The organism is Geoalkalibacter subterraneus, assembly GCF_000827125.1.
GTDB classification, from domain to species: Bacteria; Desulfobacterota; Desulfuromonadia; order Desulfuromonadales; family Geoalkalibacteraceae; genus Geoalkalibacter_A; species Geoalkalibacter_A subterraneus.
Map to the genome: position 1 here is coordinate 1,155,564 of NZ_CP010311.1, position 22,061 is coordinate 1,177,624.

Annotated in this window: 20 protein-coding genes, 4 pseudogenes and 2 riboswitches; of the genes and pseudogenes, 17 read left to right on the top strand and 7 right to left on the bottom strand. The window is 56.9% G+C overall.

Annotated elements, in window-relative coordinates:
- Positions 1–474: 474 nt before the first annotated feature.
- A pseudogene (locus GSUB_RS05180) lies at positions 475–783 on the top strand (oxidoreductase); the annotation flags it as partial.
- Between the two features lie 47 nt (positions 784–830).
- Here GSUB_RS05180 and GSUB_RS05185 read toward each other — a convergent pair.
- A complete protein-coding gene (locus GSUB_RS05185; protein WP_040199553.1) occupies positions 831–1,922 on the bottom strand; it encodes a mechanosensitive ion channel family protein in 1,092 nt (363 codons plus the stop codon).
- A gap of 165 nt (positions 1,923–2,087) precedes the next feature.
- Between GSUB_RS05185 and GSUB_RS18985 the strand changes: the two are divergent.
- Both GSUB_RS18985 and GSUB_RS20165 read left to right on the top strand, forming a co-directional pair.
- Positions 2,088–2,231: pseudogene (locus tag GSUB_RS18985) on the top strand (SulP family inorganic anion transporter); the annotation flags it as partial.
- A pseudogene (locus tag GSUB_RS20165) lies at positions 2,221–2,323 on the top strand (universal stress protein); the annotation flags it as partial. The pseudogenes GSUB_RS18985 and GSUB_RS20165, both read left to right, overlap by 11 nt.
- A gap of 164 nt (positions 2,324–2,487) precedes the next feature.
- Here GSUB_RS20165 and GSUB_RS05190 read toward each other — a convergent pair.
- Positions 2,488–3,354 (bottom strand): NAD(P)-dependent oxidoreductase, encoded by an 867-nt coding sequence (locus tag GSUB_RS05190; RefSeq protein ID WP_040199554.1) that lies wholly within the window; start codon positions 3,352–3,354, stop codon positions 2,488–2,490.
- Positions 3,355–3,610: 256 nt separating this feature from the next.
- On the opposite strand from GSUB_RS05190, the gene GSUB_RS05195 reads away from it, so the two are divergent.
- From GSUB_RS05195 to GSUB_RS05215, 5 genes and pseudogenes are all read left to right on the top strand, one after another.
- The gene (locus GSUB_RS05195) at positions 3,611–4,450 is read left to right on the top strand and encodes a class I SAM-dependent methyltransferase (RefSeq protein WP_040199555.1); all 840 of its coding nucleotides are present in this window, start codon (positions 3,611–3,613) and stop codon (positions 4,448–4,450) included.
- Positions 4,451–4,460: 10 nt separating this feature from the next.
- Positions 4,461–4,607 (top strand): annotated as a pseudogene (locus GSUB_RS20025) (methyltransferase); the annotation flags it as partial.
- A 137-nt stretch (positions 4,608–4,744) separates the two neighbouring features.
- Positions 4,745–5,242 carry a transcription elongation factor GreB gene (gene greB / locus GSUB_RS05205; protein ID WP_040199558.1) on the top strand — a complete coding sequence of 166 codons (498 nt, stop codon included), beginning with the start codon at positions 4,745–4,747 and terminating at the stop codon, positions 5,240–5,242.
- Positions 5,243–5,312: 70 nt separating this feature from the next.
- Entirely contained in the window at positions 5,313–6,149 is an 837-nt protein-coding gene (locus tag GSUB_RS05210; protein WP_040199559.1) for a CvfB family protein, read from the top strand.
- 214 nt (positions 6,150–6,363) lie between these two features.
- On the top strand, positions 6,364–6,543 hold the full coding sequence (locus GSUB_RS05215; protein WP_052464583.1) for a plasmid mobilization protein: 180 nt from the start codon (positions 6,364–6,366) through the stop codon (positions 6,541–6,543).
- Positions 6,544–6,597: 54 nt separating this feature from the next.
- Here GSUB_RS05215 and GSUB_RS05220 read toward each other — a convergent pair whose 3' ends face one another.
- From GSUB_RS05220 to GSUB_RS05235, 4 genes are all read right to left on the bottom strand, one after another.
- Positions 6,598–7,431: a HesA/MoeB/ThiF family protein gene (locus GSUB_RS05220; RefSeq protein WP_040199560.1), complete on the bottom strand. Its 834-nt coding sequence runs from the start codon at positions 7,429–7,431 to the stop codon at positions 6,598–6,600.
- 1 nt (position 7,432) lies between these two features.
- Positions 7,433–7,657 (bottom strand): MoaD/ThiS family protein, encoded by a 225-nt coding sequence (locus tag GSUB_RS05225; RefSeq protein ID WP_040202129.1) that lies wholly within the window; start codon positions 7,655–7,657, stop codon positions 7,433–7,435.
- Positions 7,658–7,746: 89 nt separating this feature from the next.
- Complete coding sequence (locus GSUB_RS05230; protein WP_040199561.1) at positions 7,747–9,477, bottom strand: aldehyde ferredoxin oxidoreductase family protein; 1,731 nt, start codon at positions 9,475–9,477, stop codon at positions 7,747–7,749.
- Between the two features lie 27 nt (positions 9,478–9,504).
- Positions 9,505–9,622: riboswitch (molybdenum cofactor riboswitch) on the bottom strand.
- Positions 9,623–9,724: 102 nt separating this feature from the next.
- Positions 9,725–10,888, bottom strand: coding sequence for an iron-containing alcohol dehydrogenase (locus tag GSUB_RS05235; protein WP_040199563.1), 1,164 nt, complete (start codon positions 10,886–10,888; stop codon positions 9,725–9,727).
- 488 nt (positions 10,889–11,376) lie between these two features.
- Positions 11,377–11,497, top strand: a riboswitch (molybdenum cofactor riboswitch).
- A 136-nt stretch (positions 11,498–11,633) separates the two neighbouring features.
- Between GSUB_RS05235 and GSUB_RS05240 the strand changes: the two genes are divergently transcribed.
- The 9 genes from GSUB_RS05240 to GSUB_RS05280 all read left to right on the top strand — a co-directional run bounded on the left by GSUB_RS05240 (position 11,634) and on the right by GSUB_RS05280 (position 21,318).
- Positions 11,634–12,449, top strand: coding sequence for an ABC transporter substrate-binding protein (locus GSUB_RS05240; RefSeq protein WP_040199564.1), 816 nt, complete (start codon positions 11,634–11,636; stop codon positions 12,447–12,449).
- Positions 12,450–12,465: 16 nt separating this feature from the next.
- Positions 12,466–13,152, top strand: a complete 687-nt coding sequence (locus tag GSUB_RS05245) for an ABC transporter permease (RefSeq protein ID WP_040199565.1) — start codon at positions 12,466–12,468, stop codon at positions 13,150–13,152.
- Between the two features lie 4 nt (positions 13,153–13,156).
- A complete protein-coding gene (locus GSUB_RS05250; protein ID WP_040199566.1) occupies positions 13,157–13,855 on the top strand; it encodes an ABC transporter ATP-binding protein in 699 nt (232 codons plus the stop codon).
- On the top strand, positions 13,852–15,066 hold the full coding sequence (locus tag GSUB_RS05255; protein ID WP_040199568.1) for a molybdopterin molybdotransferase MoeA: 1,215 nt from the start codon (positions 13,852–13,854) through the stop codon (positions 15,064–15,066). Before GSUB_RS05250 ends, GSUB_RS05255 begins: the two co-directional genes overlap by 4 nt.
- Before the next feature lie 110 nt (positions 15,067–15,176).
- Positions 15,177–16,325 (top strand): iron-containing alcohol dehydrogenase, encoded by a 1,149-nt coding sequence (locus GSUB_RS05260; RefSeq protein WP_040202130.1) that lies wholly within the window; start codon positions 15,177–15,179, stop codon positions 16,323–16,325.
- 39 nt (positions 16,326–16,364) lie between these two features.
- Entirely contained in the window at positions 16,365–18,026 is a 1,662-nt protein-coding gene (locus GSUB_RS05265; RefSeq protein WP_040199569.1) for a GAF domain-containing sensor histidine kinase, read from the top strand.
- A gap of 84 nt (positions 18,027–18,110) precedes the next feature.
- Positions 18,111–19,634 carry a sigma-54-dependent transcriptional regulator gene (locus GSUB_RS05270; RefSeq protein ID WP_040199570.1) on the top strand — a complete coding sequence of 508 codons (1,524 nt, stop codon included), beginning with the start codon at positions 18,111–18,113 and terminating at the stop codon, positions 19,632–19,634.
- An 11-nt stretch (positions 19,635–19,645) separates the two neighbouring features.
- Positions 19,646–20,974: a radical SAM/SPASM family putative metalloenzyme maturase gene (locus GSUB_RS05275; protein ID WP_040199571.1), complete on the top strand. Its 1,329-nt coding sequence runs from the start codon at positions 19,646–19,648 to the stop codon at positions 20,972–20,974.
- 35 nt (positions 20,975–21,009) lie between these two features.
- The gene (locus tag GSUB_RS05280) at positions 21,010–21,318 is read left to right on the top strand and encodes a MoaD/ThiS family protein (protein ID WP_040199572.1); all 309 of its coding nucleotides are present in this window, start codon (positions 21,010–21,012) and stop codon (positions 21,316–21,318) included.
- A gap of 231 nt (positions 21,319–21,549) precedes the next feature.
- Here GSUB_RS05280 and GSUB_RS05285 read toward each other — a convergent pair whose 3' ends face one another.
- Complete coding sequence (locus GSUB_RS05285) at positions 21,550–21,762, bottom strand: hypothetical protein (RefSeq protein WP_040199574.1); 213 nt, start codon at positions 21,760–21,762, stop codon at positions 21,550–21,552.
- Between the last annotated feature and the right edge of the window lie 299 nt (positions 21,763–22,061).

The following is a 22,061-nucleotide window of genomic DNA, read 5'->3' on the forward strand; positions in this document are numbered from 1 at the left end:
GTCCACTGTGTTTTTTCGTTGTTGTCTTTCTATATAGCATCAGCGATGCCAAGTATTGTTTTTCGTGGAGATATCCTATTAAGTTGCCGTAAATTCTGCATAAATTTTTTAACCACGAGCTGGTTTGCCCTATGTGCTCCCGATTAGGATAATATTTTTTTTATACACCCACGAAGAGATTTGAGGGCCGGGTAAATGCTTATTTTTCTGTTAAGCGTCTGAAATGACAACAAAAATATTGGAGTTGTTTCGTGTATGAAAACGATATGCGGTCAATAATAAAAACATTGGGCTGAAGATTTCGGAGCGGATGATATTCTTTTTGCGGGTCGCGATGAGTGCGAAGCCTTCCAGGTGTAGATCCGAATATCTTTGATAGAATCTCTGCCATGCTGACAGATGTTTCAGGCGATTGACCTGCACGGGATCAGAACCAAATCTTTTTGTGAAAATGGGAGGGAAAAATGGCGAAAGGTCGAAGTGGTCGAAGATTCCTTCCAGGGCAACGAAGTGGAAGGACGTCCGGAGGATGTCATCAGGGCGATCCGTGACAATTTCAAGGGGGCCTATATCGCCAACGGCAATTATTCGGCCGATGAAGCCCGGCAGCGGATCGGGGATGGTCTCTGCGATCTGGTCACCTTTGGGAGATTGTTTATCTCCAATCCTGACCTGCCGGAGAGATTCAGACGCAATGCAGCTCTGAATGAATATGACAAAGACACATTTTACGGTGGGGATGAACACGGATATACGGATTATCCCGCACTTGGAGATCGATAAGCACGATACGACCGAATCGCTGCCTGTTTTCGATTCTCGTCGAAAATTTACTGGGGGCCTCGTTCCCCGCCGGGTTTGTTCATATTGGCGATGTCATCGACTTCGGCGCGGACCCGGGGGAGGCATTCGGGGTAGTTGGATTGAAGCCAGGACAGCAGCTTCTCCCTCACGGCACAGCGCAGGTCCCAGGCTGTCCCGGCATCATGGGCGCTCATCAGGGCGCGCAATTCCATCGTTTGATTGTCGGTCCCTGTGACCTGCAGCCCCCAGACTTTGCCATCCCAGCCTTCGCAATCCTTCAGAATCACGTGCAGTTGCTCGCGAAGCGCCTCGACCGGCAGGCGGTAGTCGGCATAAATAAATACAGTCCCCAGGATGTCCGCACTGACCCGGGTCCAGTTCTGGAATGTGTTGTCGATGAAATAGGTGATCGGGACGACAAGCCGGCGCAGATCCCAAATGCGTACGACAACGTAAGTCAGGGTAATCTCCTCGATGCGGCCCCATTCCCCTTCGACAATCACCACATCGTCAATGCGGATCGGCTGCGTCAGCGCAATCTGGATGCCGGCAAAAAGCGTCGCCAGACTTTTCTGCGCGGCGAAGCCCACGATTATCCCGGCAATCCCCGCTGAAGCCAGGAGGCTGACGCCGATCTGGCGAATTTTTTCAAAAGTCATCAGCATGGAAGATGCGCCGATGATGCAGATGATCACCACCATGATTTTAACCAGAACATTGACCTGGGTGTAGATCGTTCGCGCCCGCAGATTGTCGCTTTTGTCCAAGCTATGGTTGTGCAGGATCAGGTCGCGCGTGACAAAAACAGCCGAAACCATAAGCCAGCTCAGCCCGCCGATGAAAAGAAGGCTGAAAATGTGCCGCAGAATTGCGATGACCTCATCGGAAAGTCGCAGAGAGGGGGTAATCAGCAGGAGAATGGCCAGGGGCAGCAGCAGCCGCGCGGGACCTTCGAGATTGCGGACGATGCTGTGAAGCCAACGGTTCTGGGTTTTCGCCGCCAGTTTGTCCAGAATCTTGAACAGGATCTTATGCAACGCACCGCCGACGATTGCTCCTAGAATCAGGATCCCGACAGGGATCAGTACGTTGAACCATTCCCGGATCTCAATATCCATGGGATCTCCTCCAGATGGGAATTCAAAACTTCCGACCAGTTTGTATCATCACCATGATAGCGGTTGCGTATGATTCATCAAGCGGGATGGCCCTTCGTTGGGTTTTATGGGCCACAATTATGCGTGATCCAGCATTGAATCCATCCTGATTTCACGCCAGGGTGGACAGATTCATCCAGCGATAAAAATCGCGAATGCATGGGGCAGGGCGCGGCCAATATCGCCTCAGGGTTTCTCGGCGGCATGGCCGGCTGCGTGATGATCGGCCAGTCGGTCATCAATATCAAATCGGGTGGGCGTGGGCGCCTATGGCCACTCCCGCATACGTCATCTGCTCATCGGCAGTACCACCACTGAAATGCTGAAGAAAATCGAACGTGTCTTTGCTGCTGCTACGGTAAAAGTCTGCCGCCTGGATTTTCTAAATCTCCAACGCGGTCTTTTTTCGGGTGTTCAGAGTCTGAAAATCGGATTGCTGGACAAGATAGAGATTGTTTGCTCTGCGGTGTTCCTCCAACCCTGGAAGGAACATCGCAGAGCAGTGATGATCGGTTTTCTCTTTGGTTTATTTTCGCAGGACCTTGATCACCGCCGAGAAATCTTCCTCGCCCAGACCCTGCTCAAGTGCCTGTGAATAGATCTGGCTGACCGCGTCTGCCGCGGGGAGCTTGAGACCTGCTTTTTCTCCCGCCTCCCGGGCAAGCTGCAGCCCTTCGTAGACATATTTAAGTGCCAGGTTGCGGGAGAAGTTACCGCGTGCGATGGAGCGTGCCTTGGCGTTGAAGAGGGGGGAGGCCGCGCCGCCCGAATCAAGGACTTCGATGATCTTTTCGGGGCTGAAGCCAAGCTTTTCACCCAGGGTCAGCCCTTCGGCCAGAGCCTGCATCAGTTCGGCCTGCACCACGTTGGCGACAAACTTCATGCGAGTGGCATCGCCCACATCGCCGACGTGAATGATGTGAAGACCCAGCAGAGAGAACGGTTCGTGGCAGCGGCTCAGCAGCGTTTCATCCCCGCCGGCAAGAATGGTCAGAAGCCCGTTGGCGGCATGTTCCTTGGTCCCCCATACGGGCGCCTCAAGAAAGAGAGCCTTGCGCTCTTTGGCGGCCTTGTCGAGTTCCAGGGTCACCTCGAGGCTGTGAGTGCCCATGTCGACCAGAATCGTTCCGGGCTCGAGGGCATCGAGAAAAGCCCGGTCGCCCGAGAGCATTTCCTCTGTCTCCTGGCGCTCGGGGAGGATGATGATGACCATATCCTTGTTGCTTGCGACATCATGGAGCGTTTTGGCCTCCTTGGCGCCCAGACGGACAAGGTCTGCGACGGCATCGGGCTGCCGGTCATAGACGGTCAGGTTGTAATTGCCCTTCAACAGGTTCATCGCCATGTGGCGACCCACAGTTCCCAGGCCTATAAAGCCGATTTCTTTTACCATTTTCACCTCCGGGGTTGCTGTCAATATACGACGGTTGCCGAAAAGCTCCGATTAAATACATGAACCCTAACTATAGCAAAAGGTAAATTGTGCGCTACTTATAAATTGCGGAAAGTTCCTTTTGATCTCCGGTGGCGATGGGCACCAATCTTTAAGTGGTGGTGGGAGGCGTGGGGATATTTTTGCCCCAACCGACCCGCAAATGTCATATAATCGAGCCTTTCCGGCATTTATGCAGGCCTGTAAGGAATAGTCGATGTCGTACAATTATGATTTCAAACGATGTAAATTCTGCGGAGAAACTGCAGCTGAGCCGCTGTACCGTCTCGACGGCGGCAAAATCATATACCGCTGTACGGCTTGTGATTTCCATGCCATCGACTTTCTCGACCTTCCGGCCGATACTTCTTCTCCCGATGCGGGCACGCCTCTGGATGAGACTTCACGAGCTTATATGGAGGAGCGGCTGCGAGGGTACGATCCGCTGCCGACCCAGCGTCTCGATCTGATAAAAAGGTACTTTGGTCTGCAGGGAGCCTCCTGCCTCGATATTGGAGCGGGGGTGGGGCAGTTCATGGTGCTCCTGGCCGGGGAGGGGGCGGAGGTCCATGGTCTGGAGCCGAGCCGCATGCGCCGCGAGTTCGCCCGTCTGAAGTTCGGTCTGGATCTATTCCCGCATACGATCGAGCAGTTCGGCCAACAGGAGGAAAATGCCGGCCGTTTTGATCTGGTGACCCTGTGGGATGTTATCGAGCATGTCAACTTCCCGGTGGAGACCATGGAAGCGGTGCAGCGTGTGCTGAGACCCGGTGGGATGCTGTTTGTCGATACGCCTTCGCGGGAGGCGGGGTCGTACCGCTTCAGCGAATGGCTTTATCGCCTCACCGGCGGGAAGATTTCTCTGTATCTTGATTCTTTCTATTCCGCGGCGCCTTTCGGCCACAAGCAGATTTTTCGTCCCCGCCAACTTGCACAGCTTGCCCAGAAAGCGGGTTTTGATGTCGTCAGCTTGAAATACGGCTATGAAGACAGAGCCGGGTTGTCCGCCTTTGTGCGCCCCCGCAATCGGCTTGTGCTTGTCTGCCGTCGGCCGTAGAATGTCGACCATGGATCGTGCCTCCCGCAACCGCCTGACACCCCAGTTATCGGATCGCTTCAGCGGTTCTACGCTTTTTGATCGCGTCGCGCGTGCCGGCTGCCTGCCGCGCAAGGAGCTGTATGAAGCCTGGGAGGTGGCACGCCGGGTGCGCCGTGCCGGGTATTGTGTCCATACCCAGACGATCCCCGGGGATATTACGCCCCAAAATCGGTTATTGCTCGCTGAGTCTGGCGGGAAAATGCCTCATACGGCTTTCGGGACGGAAGTAAAATGAACGGGTGATCAAAGGATATGAGTCAGCAACGAAAAAATTATATGACCCCCGGCTGCGCCGCGCGCATGCGGGCGGAACTCAAGGAACTGCTCTACAAGGAGCGCCCCGCGATGGTCGACACGGTAGCCTGGGCGGCTTCCAACGGCGACCGTTCCGAGAACGCGGATTATCAGTACGGCAAAAGGCGCCTGCGGGAGATCGACCGCAGAATCCGCTTTCTCACCAAACAGCTGGATGCGGCGGACATCGTCGACCCTCTCGATCAGAAGGCGCGCGCCGGCGACCGCGTCCTGTTCGGCGCTACGGTGACGGTGGAAAACGCCGACGGCGTGGAGCGGGTGCTGAGCCTGGTGGGCGGCGATGAAATGGACGCCTCGCGTGGACGTATCAGCTGGTTCTCGCCGGTCGGTCGCGCGCTTCTCAATGCGCGGGAAGGGGATGAAGTCACCGTTGTGACCCCCGGCGGCCGCGAGGAGCTGGAAATCGTCAAGGTCGACTATCTTCCGCTGGACTGAAGTTGCGCGTCCCACCCGTCGCTTCCTTCCCCATGCTGAACTGTGACATTAAACTTTGTTTGGAGAGATCATGATCCAGATCGGTTGTACCAATAAACTTAAAATTACGACCATCGACGATGAAGGCGCCTGGTTTGAGGATGAGCAGCTGCGCATTCTGCTGCCTGCCCGCGAAGTGCCCGGCAGTGCCGCGCCGGGGGATGAGCTGGCTGTTTTTGTTTTCATCAATACGGTGGGGCTGCCGGTGGCGACCCTTAAACGCCCCAGGGCACAGGTCGGGGAATTCGCCCAGCTTCAGGTCAGCGATGTCACCAAACACGGCGCCTTTCTCGATTGGGGGCTGGACAAGGAGCTGCTCGTGCCCTACAGCGAACAGCCTGAGCGCATGCGCAAAGGCCATCGCTACCTGGTCAAGGTCTGCCTTGACGACCGCAACCGGGTCGTGGCCACCGCTCGCGTGGAAAAATGCCTGGAAGAGCCGCCTGGGGAATTAAAGGTCAACGACCAGGTGGATGTGCTGCTGTGGGATTTTACCGATCTCGGCGTGAAGGTCATCATCAACGATCTTTATCCGGCGCTGCTTTACGGGGATGAGGTGCGCCCCGGCATGAAGCGGGGGCAGCGCTTCAAGGCCTACGTGCAGAATATCCGTGACGACGGCAAGATCGATGTGACCCTGCGCCGCAGTGGGGCTGCGGGTGTGGTGGATGCGCGGGACAGGATTCTCGAAGCGCTGCAGCCGGAAGGCTTTCTGCCGCTGCACGACCAGAGTTCCCCGCAGGAAATCTTTCAGCGCCTGGGGATGAGCAAAAAGGTCTTCAAAAAAGCGGTAGGCGGATTGTACAAGGAGGGTCGCGTTGAACTGGCGCGCGACGGCATCCGTTTGAAGGATCAATCGAAGAGTTGATGAGGAGAGGATGATCCGGCTTGAGACAGTCTGTCACATTATGGAGCGCTCCTGAGACATCATGAACTGCAGTTCGATTCTGGATGAGATTGTAAGTCCTTTATTTTGCATGACCTTTTAAAACGTTTACGGAAATTCAGGAAGGGTGGCAAACCCTTTGCACTATCTGCAGAGAAAAAAATGCAGTGACCAACGAGTGCAGAGGAGGATACCCATGGCCAGAGTCAACGAAAACCCCAAAAAATTCATCATTTCCTGTCGAGTCAACCATCGGGAAATGCGCGAGCTGCAGGAGCGCGCGCAGGAATCGGGGCTCAGCATCACTGCGTTGTTGCGTGAGAGCCTCGATCTGTCCGACGAAGCTCGCCGCGATGCCAATCGGTCCTGCGCCTGAAGGTCAACCGGGCGAAGCCGGAGCGCGGAGGGAAAGGTTTGCGCCAGGGTGCGTTCAGGCCGTTGGAGGGGTGTCCCTGCTTTGCGTTTCCACGAATTCCATTTCCAGCAGATCGACAATCAGAGTGCGCCCCCGCAACGGCGTGCCGCGTCCCAGCAGAACCTTGCAGACCTCGGCAGCCTGCAGGCTTGCAATCACCGCGGGAGTGAAAGAAGGGTTGCCAAGCTCCTTCTCAATTCCACGGCCGTTCTGCGGATAGTTCTCCTGCACGGTTCGTTCGCCGGGGAACTGGGTCGTGACTTGCCCGTACCAGCCGGCGATGGCGCCGTGAACCATGGTAATCCCCAGGGCTGAACTGATTTCCGCCAGCTCAAGACGCCCCTCGATATTGTCCAGCGCATCCACCGCGACCGTGCTTTCGGACAGCAACTCCATGCCATTATTCCGGCCGAAAGCCTTTTGGTGGGTGATGACCTCCACTGCCGGGTTGATCTCCCTCAGACGTTTTTTCGCGACATCCACTTTGGGCGTGCCGAGCAGGGCAGGGGTGGCCAGCAATTGCCGGTTGAGATTGTGTTCTTCAAACACATCGGGGTCGATGGCGACAATTCGTCCAACGCCAAGCCGGCCCAGTTCTTCGAGAATATAGCCGCCCAGCCCACCACAGCCGATGACAGCCACCCGGCTTTCAGCCAGCCGCAGTTGATCGGCGAGGGTCAGCATGTTGCGGTTGCGTTGATAGCGTGCAGGCAGCAGATTTCTTTCAAGGGCCAGTCGTTCAATCCGGGCCCAGCTCAGGCCGGACTGTTCGACCGCTTGCCCCAGAGCTTCTTGAGAGAGCAGGCCGTCGCGGGATTGGGCCGCCAGAAAAGAGCAGACATCTTCCATTTCAGCCTCCTCCGACCAGCGGAAAGAGCGCAAGCGCATCTCCTTCCTTGAGTTCATAATCCAGTGCCGCGTGACGGTAGTTGACCATCACCACCCCCAGTTGATCTTCCGATAAGCCCAATTCTTCCACAATGCGGCGGACAGGCGTTCCAGGTGGGTAGTCACGATCCTCGACTTTGAAGCGCCCGACCCGGAACGAGGCGAAGAGTTTAACGGTGATCTTCATGCTGCAGACTCCCCGTGGCTGGATGAAAAAAATCCCGGTGTGGTTGAAACGGACCACACCGGGCATGGAGAGAAATGGACAGAAAGATGTTAGAAGTTCCAGAACTCGTCGATTTCCTCGTCACTGAAATCCCAGACCACATTGTGCGGCGGCACGGGTTCGGTGTTGAAGAATTCCGGCAGGCGGTCGTGACTGCTGTTGAAACCGGCTTCGGTGTTGAACTTGCGCTCGAGTTTCAGGATGCTCTTGCCGAGATCGGTGACATCGTCACCGGTGAGGCTGATGCCGAAGCGCGCGTTGATCATGTCGATGAGCGCCGGCAGGCATTCGGGGATATCAAGTGCCGGGAATGCGACGAAGATGCACATGCCGGTGGAATCGACGGCGGCGGTGGCGATCTGCAGGTTGCGTGAGAGTTCCACCTGGCCGTCCTTCTTCAACGGGTCGACCTGGCCGCCGACTCCGAGGATGTTGGTGGCGATGCAGTAGCCGGCCGTGTGGTCGGCTCCCATGGTCGAGGTCGCATAGGTGATGCCGATCCCCTTGATGGAGCGTGGATCGTAAGCGGGGATCGCCTGGTTTTTGACGACCGGAATGCGAGTGAGGCCGTAAGCCTTGCCGACGCTGGCGGTGCCATTGCCGATGATGCGCCCCAATGGTGTCCCCTTGGCGACTTCCTCGCGCAGAAGGCGTTTGATTCCGGCGGCGTCTCCGAAGGGCAGCACGCCGGCTTCCATGGCGACGCCCATGGCGACCGCCGTTTCAATGGAATCCACGCCGATATCGTCCATGATGTTGTCGATCTCGGCCATGGCGTCGAGGTCGCTGATGCAACAGTCGGCGCCCAGCCCCCAGATCGTTTCGTATTCGAAACCTGAAGAGAGATATTTGCCGTCTTTGTCCACGTAGACCTGGGAGCACTGGATAATGCATCCGGCATGGCAGCCGTGCTTGAATTTGCCGCCGCGCTTGGCGATGGTTTCCTGCATGGTCTCGCCGGAGATCTTGTCGTGTTCCTTGTACTGGCCCTCTTTGAAGTTGCGGGTCGGCAGGCCGCCTGCTTCGTTGATGATGTTGACCAGCACGTTGGTGCCATAGGTGGGTAGTCCTTCGCCGCTGACCGGATGATCGAGCAGCGCCTTGGCGAAGGTGCGTGCAGCGGTTTTGAATTTTTCCGGATCGGCGACAGTGACGCCGGGGGCATCCTTGTCGTCGATACTGATGAATTTAATCCGCTTGGAGCCCATTACCGCCCCCATGCCGCCGCGGCCGTGGCTGCGCATCTTGCTGTCCGGGTCCTTGACCGAGATGTTGGCCATCTCCATCTTCATTTCGCCGGCCGGGCCGATGGTGATCAGTCCTGTTTTCTTGTTGAAGCGTGCTTCGACCGCGTCGACCACCTCGAAATTGCCTTTGCCTAACAGTTCTTTTTCTTCCTGGAGCGTGGCTCCGTCTTTGGTGAGGTGTAGATTGTACCACTTATCCTCCTGGGGCTGCCCTTCGATGATCAGGGCCTTGATTCCCATGCGGGCGAACTGCTGCGCGGAGGTGCCGCCGGCGTTGCTCTCTTTGATGGTACCGGTCAGCGGGCTCTTGGCGCCGCAGGACATGCGCCCGGAATTGGCTGCAGCGGTACCGGAGAGCAATCCCGGTGCGAAAACCAGCTTGTTGTTGGGACCCAGAGGGTGACAGGTCGGGGGCACTTCGGCCGCGACGATGGTGGAGGTCAGCCCGCGGCCGCCGAGCCCGGCCCAGGCTTCGGGGACCTCTTCAACCTGGCAGGTCAGGTTCGACATATTGACGCGAAAAATCTTATCCATATTTTCCTCTCCCTTTTCGTGAGGGGGTAGACAAAAAACGCATCTCCTTTCCGAAAGGGAGGCTGCGCCGTTTCCAACGCAACCCGTCGGCCGGTCGCCATGAGAGATTTCCGGTAGGCGGCAAGGCTCGGAGAGCAGGGTAAGAATTTACCAGTATAGCACTTCATGGCGGTGAAGCAGGGGAAGGGGTGATTTTACCTCCTCCCCTGCTTCACATTCGATAATCCCATGAAGGCAGGAAGCCGGATTACATGGCCGCTTTGTAGATGCCGATGACGCAATCGAGGGTCGCGACCCGGGGATTGGTCAGCATGCATGCGTCTTTCATGGCGTTCTCGGCCATGATGCGCAGGTCGGTTTCTTTTACATCGAGATCTTTCAGTCCGGCGGGGATGCCTATGTCCCTGGAAAGCTTGCGAATGGCGGCGATGCCTTTGGCGGCTGCATCCATATCGGAGAGCCCTTCGATGTTTTCGCCCATGGCCACGGCAATATCGGCGAACCGTTTGGGATTGGAGATCATGTTGAACTCGCACACCGCCGGAAGCAGGATGGCGTTGCACACTCCGTGGGGAAGGTTGTAGAAGCCGCCGAGCTGGTGAGCCATGGCATGGACGTAGCCAAGGCTGGCATTGTTGAATGCCATGCCGGCGAGGTATTCGGCATAAGCCATTTTGTCGCGGGCTTCAAGGTTCTGGCCGTTGGCGACGACCGGGCGGAGGTAGTCGGAGACAAGTTCGATGGCCTTGATGGCGCAGGCGTCGGTGATGGGGGTTGCAATCGTTGAGACATACGCTTCGACGGCGTGGGTCAGGGCGTCCATGCCGGTGGCAGCGGTCAGGGCGGCGGGCTTGCCGACCATCAGCACGGGATCGTTGATCGCGATATTGGGGGTGCAGCGCCAGTCGACGATGGCCATCTTGACCTTTGTGTCCGTGTTGGTGATGATGCAGAAGCGGGTCATCTCCGAAGCAGTGCCGGCGGTGGTGTTGATGGCGACAAAGGGGGGCATGGGTTTGGTGCTTTTGTCGACGCCCTCGAAGTCGCGGATGTTGCCGCCATTTCCGATGACCAGGCCGATCCCCTTGGCGCAGTCGTGGGAGCTGCCACCGCCGAGGGAGATGATGGCGTCGCAGTTGTTCTTTTGGTAAGCTTTGACGCCGTCATGGACGTTGGTGTCGGTCGGATTCGGCTCGGCGCCGTCGAAGATCACCACCGGAACGCCGGCTTTTTCCACCTGCTTTTTGATCTGGTCGGCCATGCCGATCCCCGAGATTCCCTTGTCGGTAACCAGCAGAGCCTTGGTCGCGCCCAGTGCTTTGGCCTGGTCGCCGGCTTCTTTGGAAGAACCGACGCCCATGAGAGAAACAGTGGGGATGAAGAATCCGAAAGTTTGATCTGCCAATGCCATAATCTTCTCTCTCCTTTTTGTTGCAGCCCGGGCAACGGTCCGGGCCGGAATGTTGTGCCGGGGGAGGAATCTTCTCGGAAAACCCATAGCCCCAAGCGGTAAAACGTTGGTTTGATTTGCAGGTATACAGCAACAAGAGTGCCATTTTGTGAGAAAAGTCATATATTGCTGAAATGATTAAAATTATTCTTTTTTACGATGCGTCAACAAAGATTGGGATTATGGCAGGCGTTCCACTCTGGCACGCATTGCTCTCTTGTGAGACAATGTGTGCCAGGAAAAGGAGGAGGGGGCTTTGTCTCTTCGTGAAGAAAGTCGCGAACCGAAATCTCCTTGTTCTCAGGTGGGGCGATATGATCCATTCTGGAACAGCCGGTGGGGCATTTTGTACCGACCATTGGCGCTCCAATCAGCTTCATCTCTGCTCATTCTCTTTTGAAAACAGTGGGATAGGTGTTTGCGCACGGGAATTGCTTGTATACCATCAAATAAAATAGAATCTCCGAGCCGTTGCGCCTGAGGGGATGCCTCCCCATGGCATGCGGCCAATGGGTACAGTTGGAAACGGCTGTGCCTCCCGGTATGGAAAGGAGACCTCAAGGCTCGGTCTGTGGGCGATGCTGCACGCAGATGAAGCAGATAGAGGCTTTCCCTTTTCGGGCAAGCCTTTTTTTGTTGCTCAAAGCAGGGGGGGCAGCCTGCAAGGTGAACAGAGCGTTTTCATTTTTCCCGAAAGGATTTGTACATGAACATTGTGCGCTTTTTGAAAGTTTCCCTGCTTCTGGTTTTATTGACGGCTCATACCGCCCCGGCGGCAGAGCGGCTACGCATGTCGACCACGACTTCCACCGAAAATTCCGGCCTGCTCGACCAGCTTCTGCCCCCTTTTGAAGAACTTCATGACTGTCAGGTTGCCGTGATCGCCGTTGGAACGGGCAAGGCTTTGAAGATTGCTGAATCCGGCGATGTCGACATCGTTCTGGTTCATGCGCGCGCCCTGGAAGATGCTTTTGTGGAAGCCGGCTACGGTGTGAACAGGCGTGATGTCATGTATAACGATTTTGTCATCCTCGGACCGTCAGACGACCCGGCCAACGCCGCCCAAGCCTCCTCCGCGGCGGAGGCGCTGGCAATCATTGCAGAGGCCCAGTCTGCCTTCGTCTCGCGCGGCGATGAGTCCGGAACCCACCAGAAGGAAAAGCAGCTGTGGAAACAGGCCGGCATTTCCCCGGAGGGGCAGTGGTATATCGAATCGGGACACGGGATGGGAGAAGTGATCGTCATGGCGACCCAGAAGGGCGGATATACGCTTGCCGATCGCGGAACCTATATCGCTTTCCAAAAGGAAAAGACCGATCTTGAGATCGTTTTTGAGGGAGAGGAAGGGCTTTTTAATCCCTACGGCGTGATTGCTGTCAATCCCCAAAAGCATCCTCATGTCAAATATGACCTGGCCATGAAATTCGTTGAATTCATCACCGGCCCCGTCGGACAGAAGATTATTGATGATTTCAAAATCGACGGGGAGCAGGTCTTTTTTCCCGTGAACCTCTCACGCTAAGCCTCGCGAGATCGTCTTGGATTTTCTGATCGAGTCGTTGCGCTCGGCTCTGGGGCTGGTTTTTACCGCCGACCCGGATGTGGTGCACGCGGTGTGGACTTCTCTCTATACGTCGGTGACTGCCATCATTTTTTCGGCCGTGGTTGCGATTCCGGCGGGGGTCGGCATCGGGTTGGGGCGTTTCCCCGGTCGCAGGGCAATATTGACCGGGCTCAACACGATGATGGCTCTTCCCACTGTCGTCATTGGCCTGGTTCTGTTCGGTTTTTTCAGTCGCCAGGGGCCGCTGGGAAGCCTCGGGCTGTTATTTACGCCGATGGCTCTAATCGTTGGACAGATGGTGCTTGCCTGGCCCATTGTCGCCAATTATACCGTAGCTGCGGTGGCCGGGGCCGACCCGCGCATCATGCCGACGGCTCTCACTCTCGGGGCGGGGCGCATGCGGGCGGTCTGGCAGCTTCTGCTCGAGATCCGCTTCGGCATCATCGCGGCGATTGTCGCCGGATTCGGCCGGGTGATCGCAGAGGTCGGCGTCGCCATGATGCTCGGCGGCAACATTCGCGGCTATACCCGGACCATGACGACCGCTATCGCCCTTGAAACCAGTAAAGGGGAATTCGCCTTCGGTCTGGCGTTGGGAATCGTCCTGATCACAGTGGCGCTGATGGTCAATCTCTTTCTCAACCTGCTTCAACAGCATTAGGCCTATGGACCCTATATTCTCAATTCGTCATCTGGAATTCCGGCGCGGGGAGAGCTTCAGCCTGGCAATCGAGCAGATCGATTTCCAGGCTGGCCAGATTTACCTCCTGGCAGGCGCCAACGGCGCCGGCAAGAGTACCCTGCTGCAACTGCTGGCCCTGCTGATCGCTCCCGACCGGGGTGAAATCCGCTTCGACGGGAATACAGTCAAAGGGGCGGCGGGACGTCACAGGTTTCGCCGAAAGATCACCCTGGTCGATCAGTCCCCCTTTCTTTTCGATACCACGGTATATAATAACCTGGCGTTTGGTCTGCGCATGCGCGATGTAAATGGCGACCTGCAGCGCCGCCGTATTCTCAAGGCGCTGAACTCCGTCGGCCTGGAAGGATTTGAAAACCGTCGTGCCCGTGCGCTTTCCGGTGGTGAGAGCCGGCGTGTGGCCCTGGCCCGTGCCCTGGTCATCCGCCCCAAAGTCCTTTTATTGGATGAACCGACCGCAGGCCTTGACGATGACTCCCTTTCGCTTTTTGAAACCAATCTGGCCGCGCTGTCGGAAGCGGGTGTGACGGTAATCATGTCCACTCACGATGGCGGTCAGGCCCGCCGATTGAACGGCAAAGTTTTCCGGCTTGAAAACGGCAGGTTGACGGGGGCTGTCGAGACCTTATCTTCTGAATATTGCCCTATGGAGAATGTTTTATGAGCATCTGCTTTGAAGATGCACGCGCGATGATTCTGGAAAATGTCCCCACTCTCGGTGTAGAGCGAGTGCCGCTGCTTGATGCCTGCGGGCGGGTTCTGGCCGAAGACGTGATTGCGCCCTGGCCCATGCCGCTGTGCGACAATTCCGCCATGGACGGCTTTGCCGTGCGGGCTGCCGACTGCAGGGAAGGTGTCACCCTCAGAATCTCCGGCTATATCCCGGCCGGCGGACGTCCTGAACCGTCCGTGGAGCCGGGGTGTGCGGTGAAGATCATGACCGGTGCGCCCATCCCCCCGCAGTGCGATGCCGTGGTCCCCTTCGAAGAGACCGAGGAAAGCGGTGACAGCGTTAAACTCACCGCTCCTGTGGCTCTGCGTCAGCATATCCGCTTTCACGGTGAAGACGTCTCTCCCGGGGATGTCATCATTCCGGCGGCAACCGTGCTGCGTCCGCCCGAGATCAGCATGCTGGCCTCCATGGGGATGGTCATGGTTCCGGTTCATCGCCGCCCGCGGGTTGCCATTCTTTCCACCGGTGACGAGCTGATCGAGTTGGGCCAGCCGCCGGCGGAGGGGAAGATCATCAATTCCAACTCCTTTTCACTGGCGGCGGCGGTCAGGGAATGCGGCGGCGAACCGGTGATGCTGGGCATCGCGCTGGATACGCCTGAGGACCATCGCCGCAAATTGACCGAGGGGCTTAGCTGCGACGCCCTGATCACTTCGGCCGGGGTGTCGGCCGGCGATCGCGATTTTGTGCGCGATGTGCTGGCGGATCTCGGTGCCCGGCAGCTGTTCTGGAAGGTGGCCATCAAACCGGGCGGTCCAACGGCGTTCAGTCTTAAGGGTCAGACCCCTATTTTTTCCCTGCCGGGTAACCCGGTGTCCACCATGATCACCTTTGAGCAGTTCGTGCGGCCGGCCCTGCTGCGCATGATGGGGCATCAGCGGGTGGTGCGCCCCTTCGTCAAGGGCGTTCTGAAGGAGGATACAAAGAAAAAGCCCGGCAAGGTCAACTTCATCCGGGTGCGGGTAACGATTGAGGACGGCCGCTACACCGCCTCCACCGCCGGTGATCAGCACACCGGCATCCTGCGTACCATGGTGTGCGCCAACGGCCTGGCGGTTCTGCCGCGCGAGGCAACTTTTCTGCCCGCCGGCACCGAAGTGGATCTGCAGATCCTGCGCGACGAAGTGACGATGCTGCCGTAAAACAGGGTCGCCCTCGATTGCAGGGGCGCAGCATGCTGCGCCCTTACACCGGACGGTGTGATGACAGGATAACCAGGGGATCCAAACAGGAGACCCAAACAGGAGAAAACGTGAATATCAGTAAGTTCGTCGCCCCTGAAATCATTTTCGGACAGGGGTCTCTCAGTCAGATCGGCGAAAGTGCCGTGCGTCTTGGCGCCTCCAAGGTTTTCCTCGTCAGCGACGAGGGGGTGATCAACGCCGGCTGGGCCGACCTGGCTCTGCATTATCTGCGCGCCGCCGGCCTGGAGGCGGAGGTTTTTAGCGCTTTGACCACAAATCCCAAGGATTTTGAGGTCACCCAGGGGGTGGAGCATTACCTGGCCTCCGGTTGTGACGCCCTGGTTGCGGTGGGGGGCGGCAGCCCGACGGACGTCGCCAAGGCGATCGCCATTCTTGCGACCAACGGCGGCAAGCTTCAGGACTTTGAAGGGATCAATAAAATCACCCACCCGCTGCCGCCGATGGTCATTGCCCCCAGTACCGCCGGAGCGGGTTCCGAAGTCAGCCAGTTCGCCATCATCGTCGACACCATCCGTAACCTCAAGATGTCCATTATCTCCAAATCCCTGGTGCCGGACATCGCAATTGTCGACCCGGAGCTGCTCAAAACCAAAGATGCCCTGCTGGCGGCCGCGACCGGTCTCGACGCCCTGACTCACGGCATCGAATCCTATGTTTCGCTGGCGGCGACGCCGTTGACCGATATTCACGCTCTCAAGTCCATCGAACTGATTTCGAGAAACCTGCGCCGCCTGGTGGCCGATCGCACCGATATGGAAGCCGGCACCGATATGGCCATGGCCAGCCTGACGGCGGGGCTTGCCTTCTCCAACGCGATTCTTGGCGCCACTCACGCCATGACCCACCAGGTGGATGGCCAGATCGACCAGCACCATGGCGAAACCAATGCATCGATCCTGCCTCATGTCATGGCGTTCAATCTGCCTGTCTGCCTGGAACGATTTCGGGATATTGCGGTGGCTATGGGGGAGGATACTGCCGGCTTGGACCTGGAATCCGCAGCACGTCTTTCCATCACTGCGGTTGAGGCCCTGATTGCCGACATCGGACTGCAAAAGGGGTTGGCTCAAATAGGGCTTGAATCAAAGGATATCCCGATGCTCAGTGGGAACGCCATGAAGGATGCCTGCCTGGTGACCAACCCGCGCAATGCGACACAGGAAGATATCGAGGCGATCTTTCATAAGGCCATGTGAGGTGAAAATGCGGATTCACCGCAGCTTTCAGGGGGGATGATGGATAACAGGGAAAAACTGCTTGAGCAGCTGACCGGTGTCAACTCCTCAAAGCTCAACTACTACGTCGAGTTGAAAAAGCGCAACGAGGAGGTACTGAAACAGAATCGGCGCCTTGAAGTTCTGCACCAGCTGGCCCGGGACATCAACATCGATATGTCCATCGCCGACATCGTTGAACGGGCGTTTTCCAAGCTGCCCCAGACTCTGCCCTGTGATTTTTTCGGGCTGGTCACGGTCCGCAACGATAAGCTGGGGCTCAAAGCGCTGATGCCGCGTGATTTCTGCCGGATTGACGATTTCCCTGCTCACTCCCCATCCCTTAAAGTGATCCGCGAAAAAAAGGCCGGTATCTTCAATCTTCCCCCGAATCAATTACGCCATGTTGAAATCAGCAACGGACATCATGGGCCCCTGCGCAGTCTGGCGGTGGCTCCCCTCTTCAAACGCGACGAGGTCATCGGTGCCCTGATCGTTGCCAGCGTCAATTCAAGTGCCTATCATCCCGACGATCTCAGCTTCGTGCAGCACCTTGCCGATCAGCTGGCTATCAGCATTCAGAATGCACGTCTCTACAAACAAGTCTCACGGGCGAAGAAAGAGTGGGAGGAAACCTTCAAAGCGGTGACCGACCCGATTTTTCTCATCGACACCGACTACAACGTGCTGCTGCACAACGATCGTCTGCCGCAGGAAATGGTCGAGTCCTGGAACGAGGCTCTGAACAACAAGTGTTTTTCGCGCCTCCATGGTCGTGATGAACCCTGCACTGACTGCCCTATCGAGGATATAAAGCGCCGGGGCGAGCCGGTTTTCCAGCGCTGGCAGACCGAGAACGGACTCGCCCTCGATCTGTCCTACTATCCGGTTTTCAACGAAGAGCGACAGTTGGTTGCGGTCACCATTTTCCTCAAGGATGTGACCCAGAAAACCAAGCTGGAGGCGCAACTGGTTCAATCAGCGAAGCTGGCTGCGCTCGGTGAAATGTCGGCCGGAGTCGCCCATGAACTGAACAGCCCGATGACGGTGATTATCGGCACCGCTCAGATGCTGAGCCGTGAACTCAGACACGATGGGTTGGGAGAAAAGGCCGATGTGCTGGCGGACATCATTACCTGTGGGCTGCGTTGCAAGCGTATCATTCAGAATTTGCTGACATTCTCGCGTCAGGACCAGCTGCCGGTCACCGATACCGACCTCAACCTCGAGGTGGAGCGGGTTTTGAGCCTGATCCAGTATCAGATCAATCGCAGCCAGATCCGGATTGTTGAAAAACTCGACCCCAACCTACCCAAACTGACGGCTAATGGACCACAGATACAGCAGGTGCTGACCAACTTCCTGGTGAATGCCAGGGACGCGCTGGCCGGAGTCTCGCGCACCGAAAAGCGCATCGAGGTCAGTACGGCGTTGAGAGTCACGGGTGGGAAGACATGGGCAATTCTGGCCGTCAAGGATAATGGCACCGGCATTGAGCCGAACAACCTGGGAAAGATTTTTGCTCCCTTTTACACCAGCAAAGAAGCCGCCAAAGGAACCGGACTCGGCCTTTCGGTCAGCCTGGGGATCGCCGAATCTCATGGCGGCACTATCGAAGTCGACAGCTCTCCCGGAAAAGGCAGCACCTTCTCCTTGCTGCTGCCGGTGGACGGGCACGGGTGAAATGAAGCTCAAGTCTGAGGCAAACAAGATGTCTCTATTCGAGACTCTGGATGGAACGGATACGATTTCAAAGGGGTTAACAGCGTGACGCAGGCCAGAATTCTGATTATCGACGACGAGACCGAAGTCTGTACATTTTTCAGGCGACTGCTGACCAGCTCCGGCTATCAGGTGGTGACCGCGACCGATCAACCCGAAGCTGAGCAGGCCCTGGAAATGAACACCTTCGATGTTGCGCTGGTCGATCTCAAGCTGCCGGATACCGACGGTCTCACTCTGCTCCAGCTCATCAAGGCGTGCCAGCCCGCTTGCGAGGTGATCCTGATGACCGGTTACAGTACGGTGCGCACCGCGGTGCAGGCGGTTCAGCTGGGAGCTTATGAATATCTGGAGAAACCCTTCGATGATATCGATGAAATTGAGGCCCTTATTGCCAAGGCCGTCAGCTACGGCAAGCAGCGGGGCCAGGTGTCCGCGGCGGCGGAAGAGTGGGATGAAGTGGCCAGGGCCGTGGGATTTCAGGTCGGCAACAATGCGGCCATGCGGCGCCTGGTTTCTCTGGCTTACAAGATCGCGCAAAAGAATATTGCCGTTCTGATCCAGGGCAAGACCGGTTCCGGCAAAGAAGTGCTGGCCCGCTTCATACATGCGGCATCCGGTCGCGCAGATCAACCCTTTCTCCCGGTCAACTGTGGTGCTCTGCCGGAAAATCTGCTGGAGAGCGAACTGTTCGGGCACGAGAAAGGTGCTTTCACCGGCGCCAGCCAGACCCGGCGTGGCATCTTCGAGCTGGCCCATCGGGGAACTCTGCTCCTCGATGAAATCGGCGATGCCAGTCCCCTGATCCAGGTCAAACTGCTGCGGGTTCTGGAAACCGGCGAGTTTACCCGGGTCGGCGGCGAGAAGCCGATCCGTACCGACGTGCGTCTGATTGCCGCTACAAACGTCGATCTCGAAGAGGCCATCAGGGAGAGAACCTTCCGCGAAGATCTTTTTTACCGGATCAATGTGGTGCGTCTCGAGATTCCACCGCTGCAGGCACGGTCCGAGGATATTGCGTCGCTGGCCGAACATTTCGTACATCAGTTCAACCCTGGACTCAAGCTTTCAACCGCCACCCAACGCCTGCTGGAGAATTATTCATGGCCGGGAAATATCCGCGAGCTGGCCAATATCATGCGGCGTGCGGCGGTCCTCTGCCCGGGGGAAACCATCGAGCCTGAACACCTGGGCGGGACGCTGCGTTCCGCGAAAGATACAGAGGATGCAGCTGTTTCCCCATCGCAGCCGAAGAGCGATCAGATTGTCTCGCCGGAAGTTTTCCGGGATTATTACAGCCAGCCGGAGGTCCTGGAGCGGATGGCGCCAACCGAGCTCAACCGCATGCTTCATGCACTGCAGGGCCTGGAATCCGCGGTGCTCTCCGTTCTGCGCGGCAAGGGCAGCTGCACACCGGGTACGACGGACCTCAGGGCGACAGAAGAAGAGATGATCCGGCGTTCTCTGGAGCAACATCGTTGGAACATCACTGAAACGGCCCGTGCATTGGGCATTGCCCGCAACACTCTGCATCGCAAAATTAAAAAGCTCAATCTGCGCAACTCCTGACAGGAGGCTTAATGGACAATCGCGATTCCACTGCACTTGAAACCGCAGCCGGACCGGCACTGGGGGGCTATCCCGCCAAGCTGTTTATCGAAACGACGACCTTCTGCAACATGACCTGCGACATGTGTGTCAAGCAGGCTCCGGAGAGTGGTATCGCCAATGGGCACCTTTCGACAGCACTGTTTCAAACTCTAGAGCCGGCCTTCTCTTCGCTTGACGCCCTGATTCTCAACGGGGTCGGAGAGCCTCTGCTTCATCCTCACCTGGAGCGGTTCATCAGAGACGCCCGTAACGAAATGCCCGATCCCTCCTGGATCGGTTTTCAGAGCAATGGCCTGCTCCTGGATTCCGCGCGGGCCCGGACGCTGAACGAAGCCGGCCTGGACCGTATCTGCCTTTCTCTCGACTCCCTGTCTCCGGAAACTTTCCGGCAGGTTCGACGCGGCGGGGAGGTCGATGCTATTCGTCGTGCTTTCCTGGCGTTGCGTGAGGCGCGCAGGGATTATCCCCAGGGGCGTTTGCGTTGGGGAATTCAGTTTGTCGTGCGGCGTGACAACCTGCATGACCTGCCCGAGGTTCTGCGATGGGCGCGCCGCGAGGGAGCCGATTTTGCACTGGTCACCCAGTTGATGCCCTATGAAAGGACGCAGTTGTCGCAGACCGGTTACGACACCGGCACCGATGCAGCGGTGGAGATTTTCGAGCGCTGGCGGCGGGAAGGGATACGTCAGGGAATAGATGTCACTGCTTATCCGCGCCTCGCCTGGCGGGCGGCCGATTCCGAAAGCCGTAAGGTCATGAAGTTGGTCGAGCGTATGAAAACTGAAGCCCGCTGTCGCGATGTCTTTTTCGATATCAAGCAGCTTCTTGGTCGCGATGTGGAGTTCCACAAGCAGGCGGCGGAAGTTTTTAGCACTGCTGCCGAGGTCGCACGTCGCGACGGTCTCGAACTCCGGCTGCCGGCATTGCAGCCGCGTCAACAGCGGCACTGCGCCTTTGTCGAGGAGGGAGGGGCGTTTATTTCATGGAACGGCGAAGTTCACCCCTGTTACAATCTCTGGCATGGCTACCGCTGTTATATCAATGGTTGGGAAAAGCCGGTGCGGCCAAAGGTATTCGGCAATCTGGCCGACCAGAGTCTGGTGGATATCTGGAACAGTGAAGAATTCGTGGATTTTCGGCGCAACGTCCTCGATCACGAATACCCTTTCTGTGCAAGCTGTGCCGTCGCTCCCTGCGATTATGTGCAGGAGGAGAATTTCGCTCAGGACTGTTTTCTGAAATCCGAGCCCTGCGGTGCCTGCCTCTGGGCAACCGGATTGCTGCAATGCCTGCAGTGAGCGTTAAAGCTTAAAAATCGCAGTCAGGAGGAGCGATGAGTACATCACCTAATACCCGGGTCCGCCTGTTCGGCAATCTGCACACTTTGAGACGGGAGCGTGGATTGCCGACGACTGCCGAAATCCATCTTCCCCGGGAAGGGCGCTCTGCCCTGGAAGTTGCAGAGGGCCTTGATCTTCCCCTTGACCGAATCGAAGGTGTCTTCTGCAATCACCGCGCTTACGGGCTCGATCACGTCCTGCACCCCGGCGATGAAGTCGCCTTTATTCCGACCGGCGTTCCCGGACCCCATCGTTTTCTGCTCAGCATTCATGCCGCCGGCAAAAAATCGCGCCCCGACTGACACTTCTTTTCTCTGATAAAAAACAAAGGGCGAAGATCCTTTACAGGTTTCCTCGCCCGGGATGGCATGTTTAGTTGCAACTGTTCAGCATGGGCTCGCAACTCCCATGACAAGGACCACTTTTCGCCATCCCTGGCCGTTTGATTGGCGCCATCCCTGGCGCCAAACATCCTTGTCATGGGAGTTGCGAGCCCCGCGAGTTGAATAGTTACGTTCAGTTTTCAGTTCGGGTCAGTTGATCTGATGCTGCTGCTCGCGGCCGAAGCTTTTGGCGACGCCGAAGAGTACCAGGAATGCCGGGACCAGTTGGGCGACCACGATCAGTCCGAAGAATCCGATGAAGGCCCAGACCAGCAGTCCGCTGTGTTCCGTTGCGCCGGCGGCGGCGAGGGCGGGAGAAGCAATACCGAGCAGGGTCAACGTGGTCAACAGAGTCGCTTTCATGATGTTACCTCCTTTTCAGGGTTATCCGTGAGTGGCAAAGTCCACTGTGTTTTTTCGTTGTTGTCTTTCCATATAGCATCAGCGGTGCCAAGTATTGTTTTTCATGGAGATATAGTTTTAAGTTGCCGAAAATACAGGTTTATTTTTTGTAATTTTAGTGAACCCTTTTGGAGGGCTGGCGGGGAAGGATATTTTTTTTATACATTGAGGAAGAGATTTTTGGATCGGATAAACACTTATTTTTCCGCCAAAATCATGAAATTATTGCATGATTTTCTATTTCGGTTAATGTATGAAAA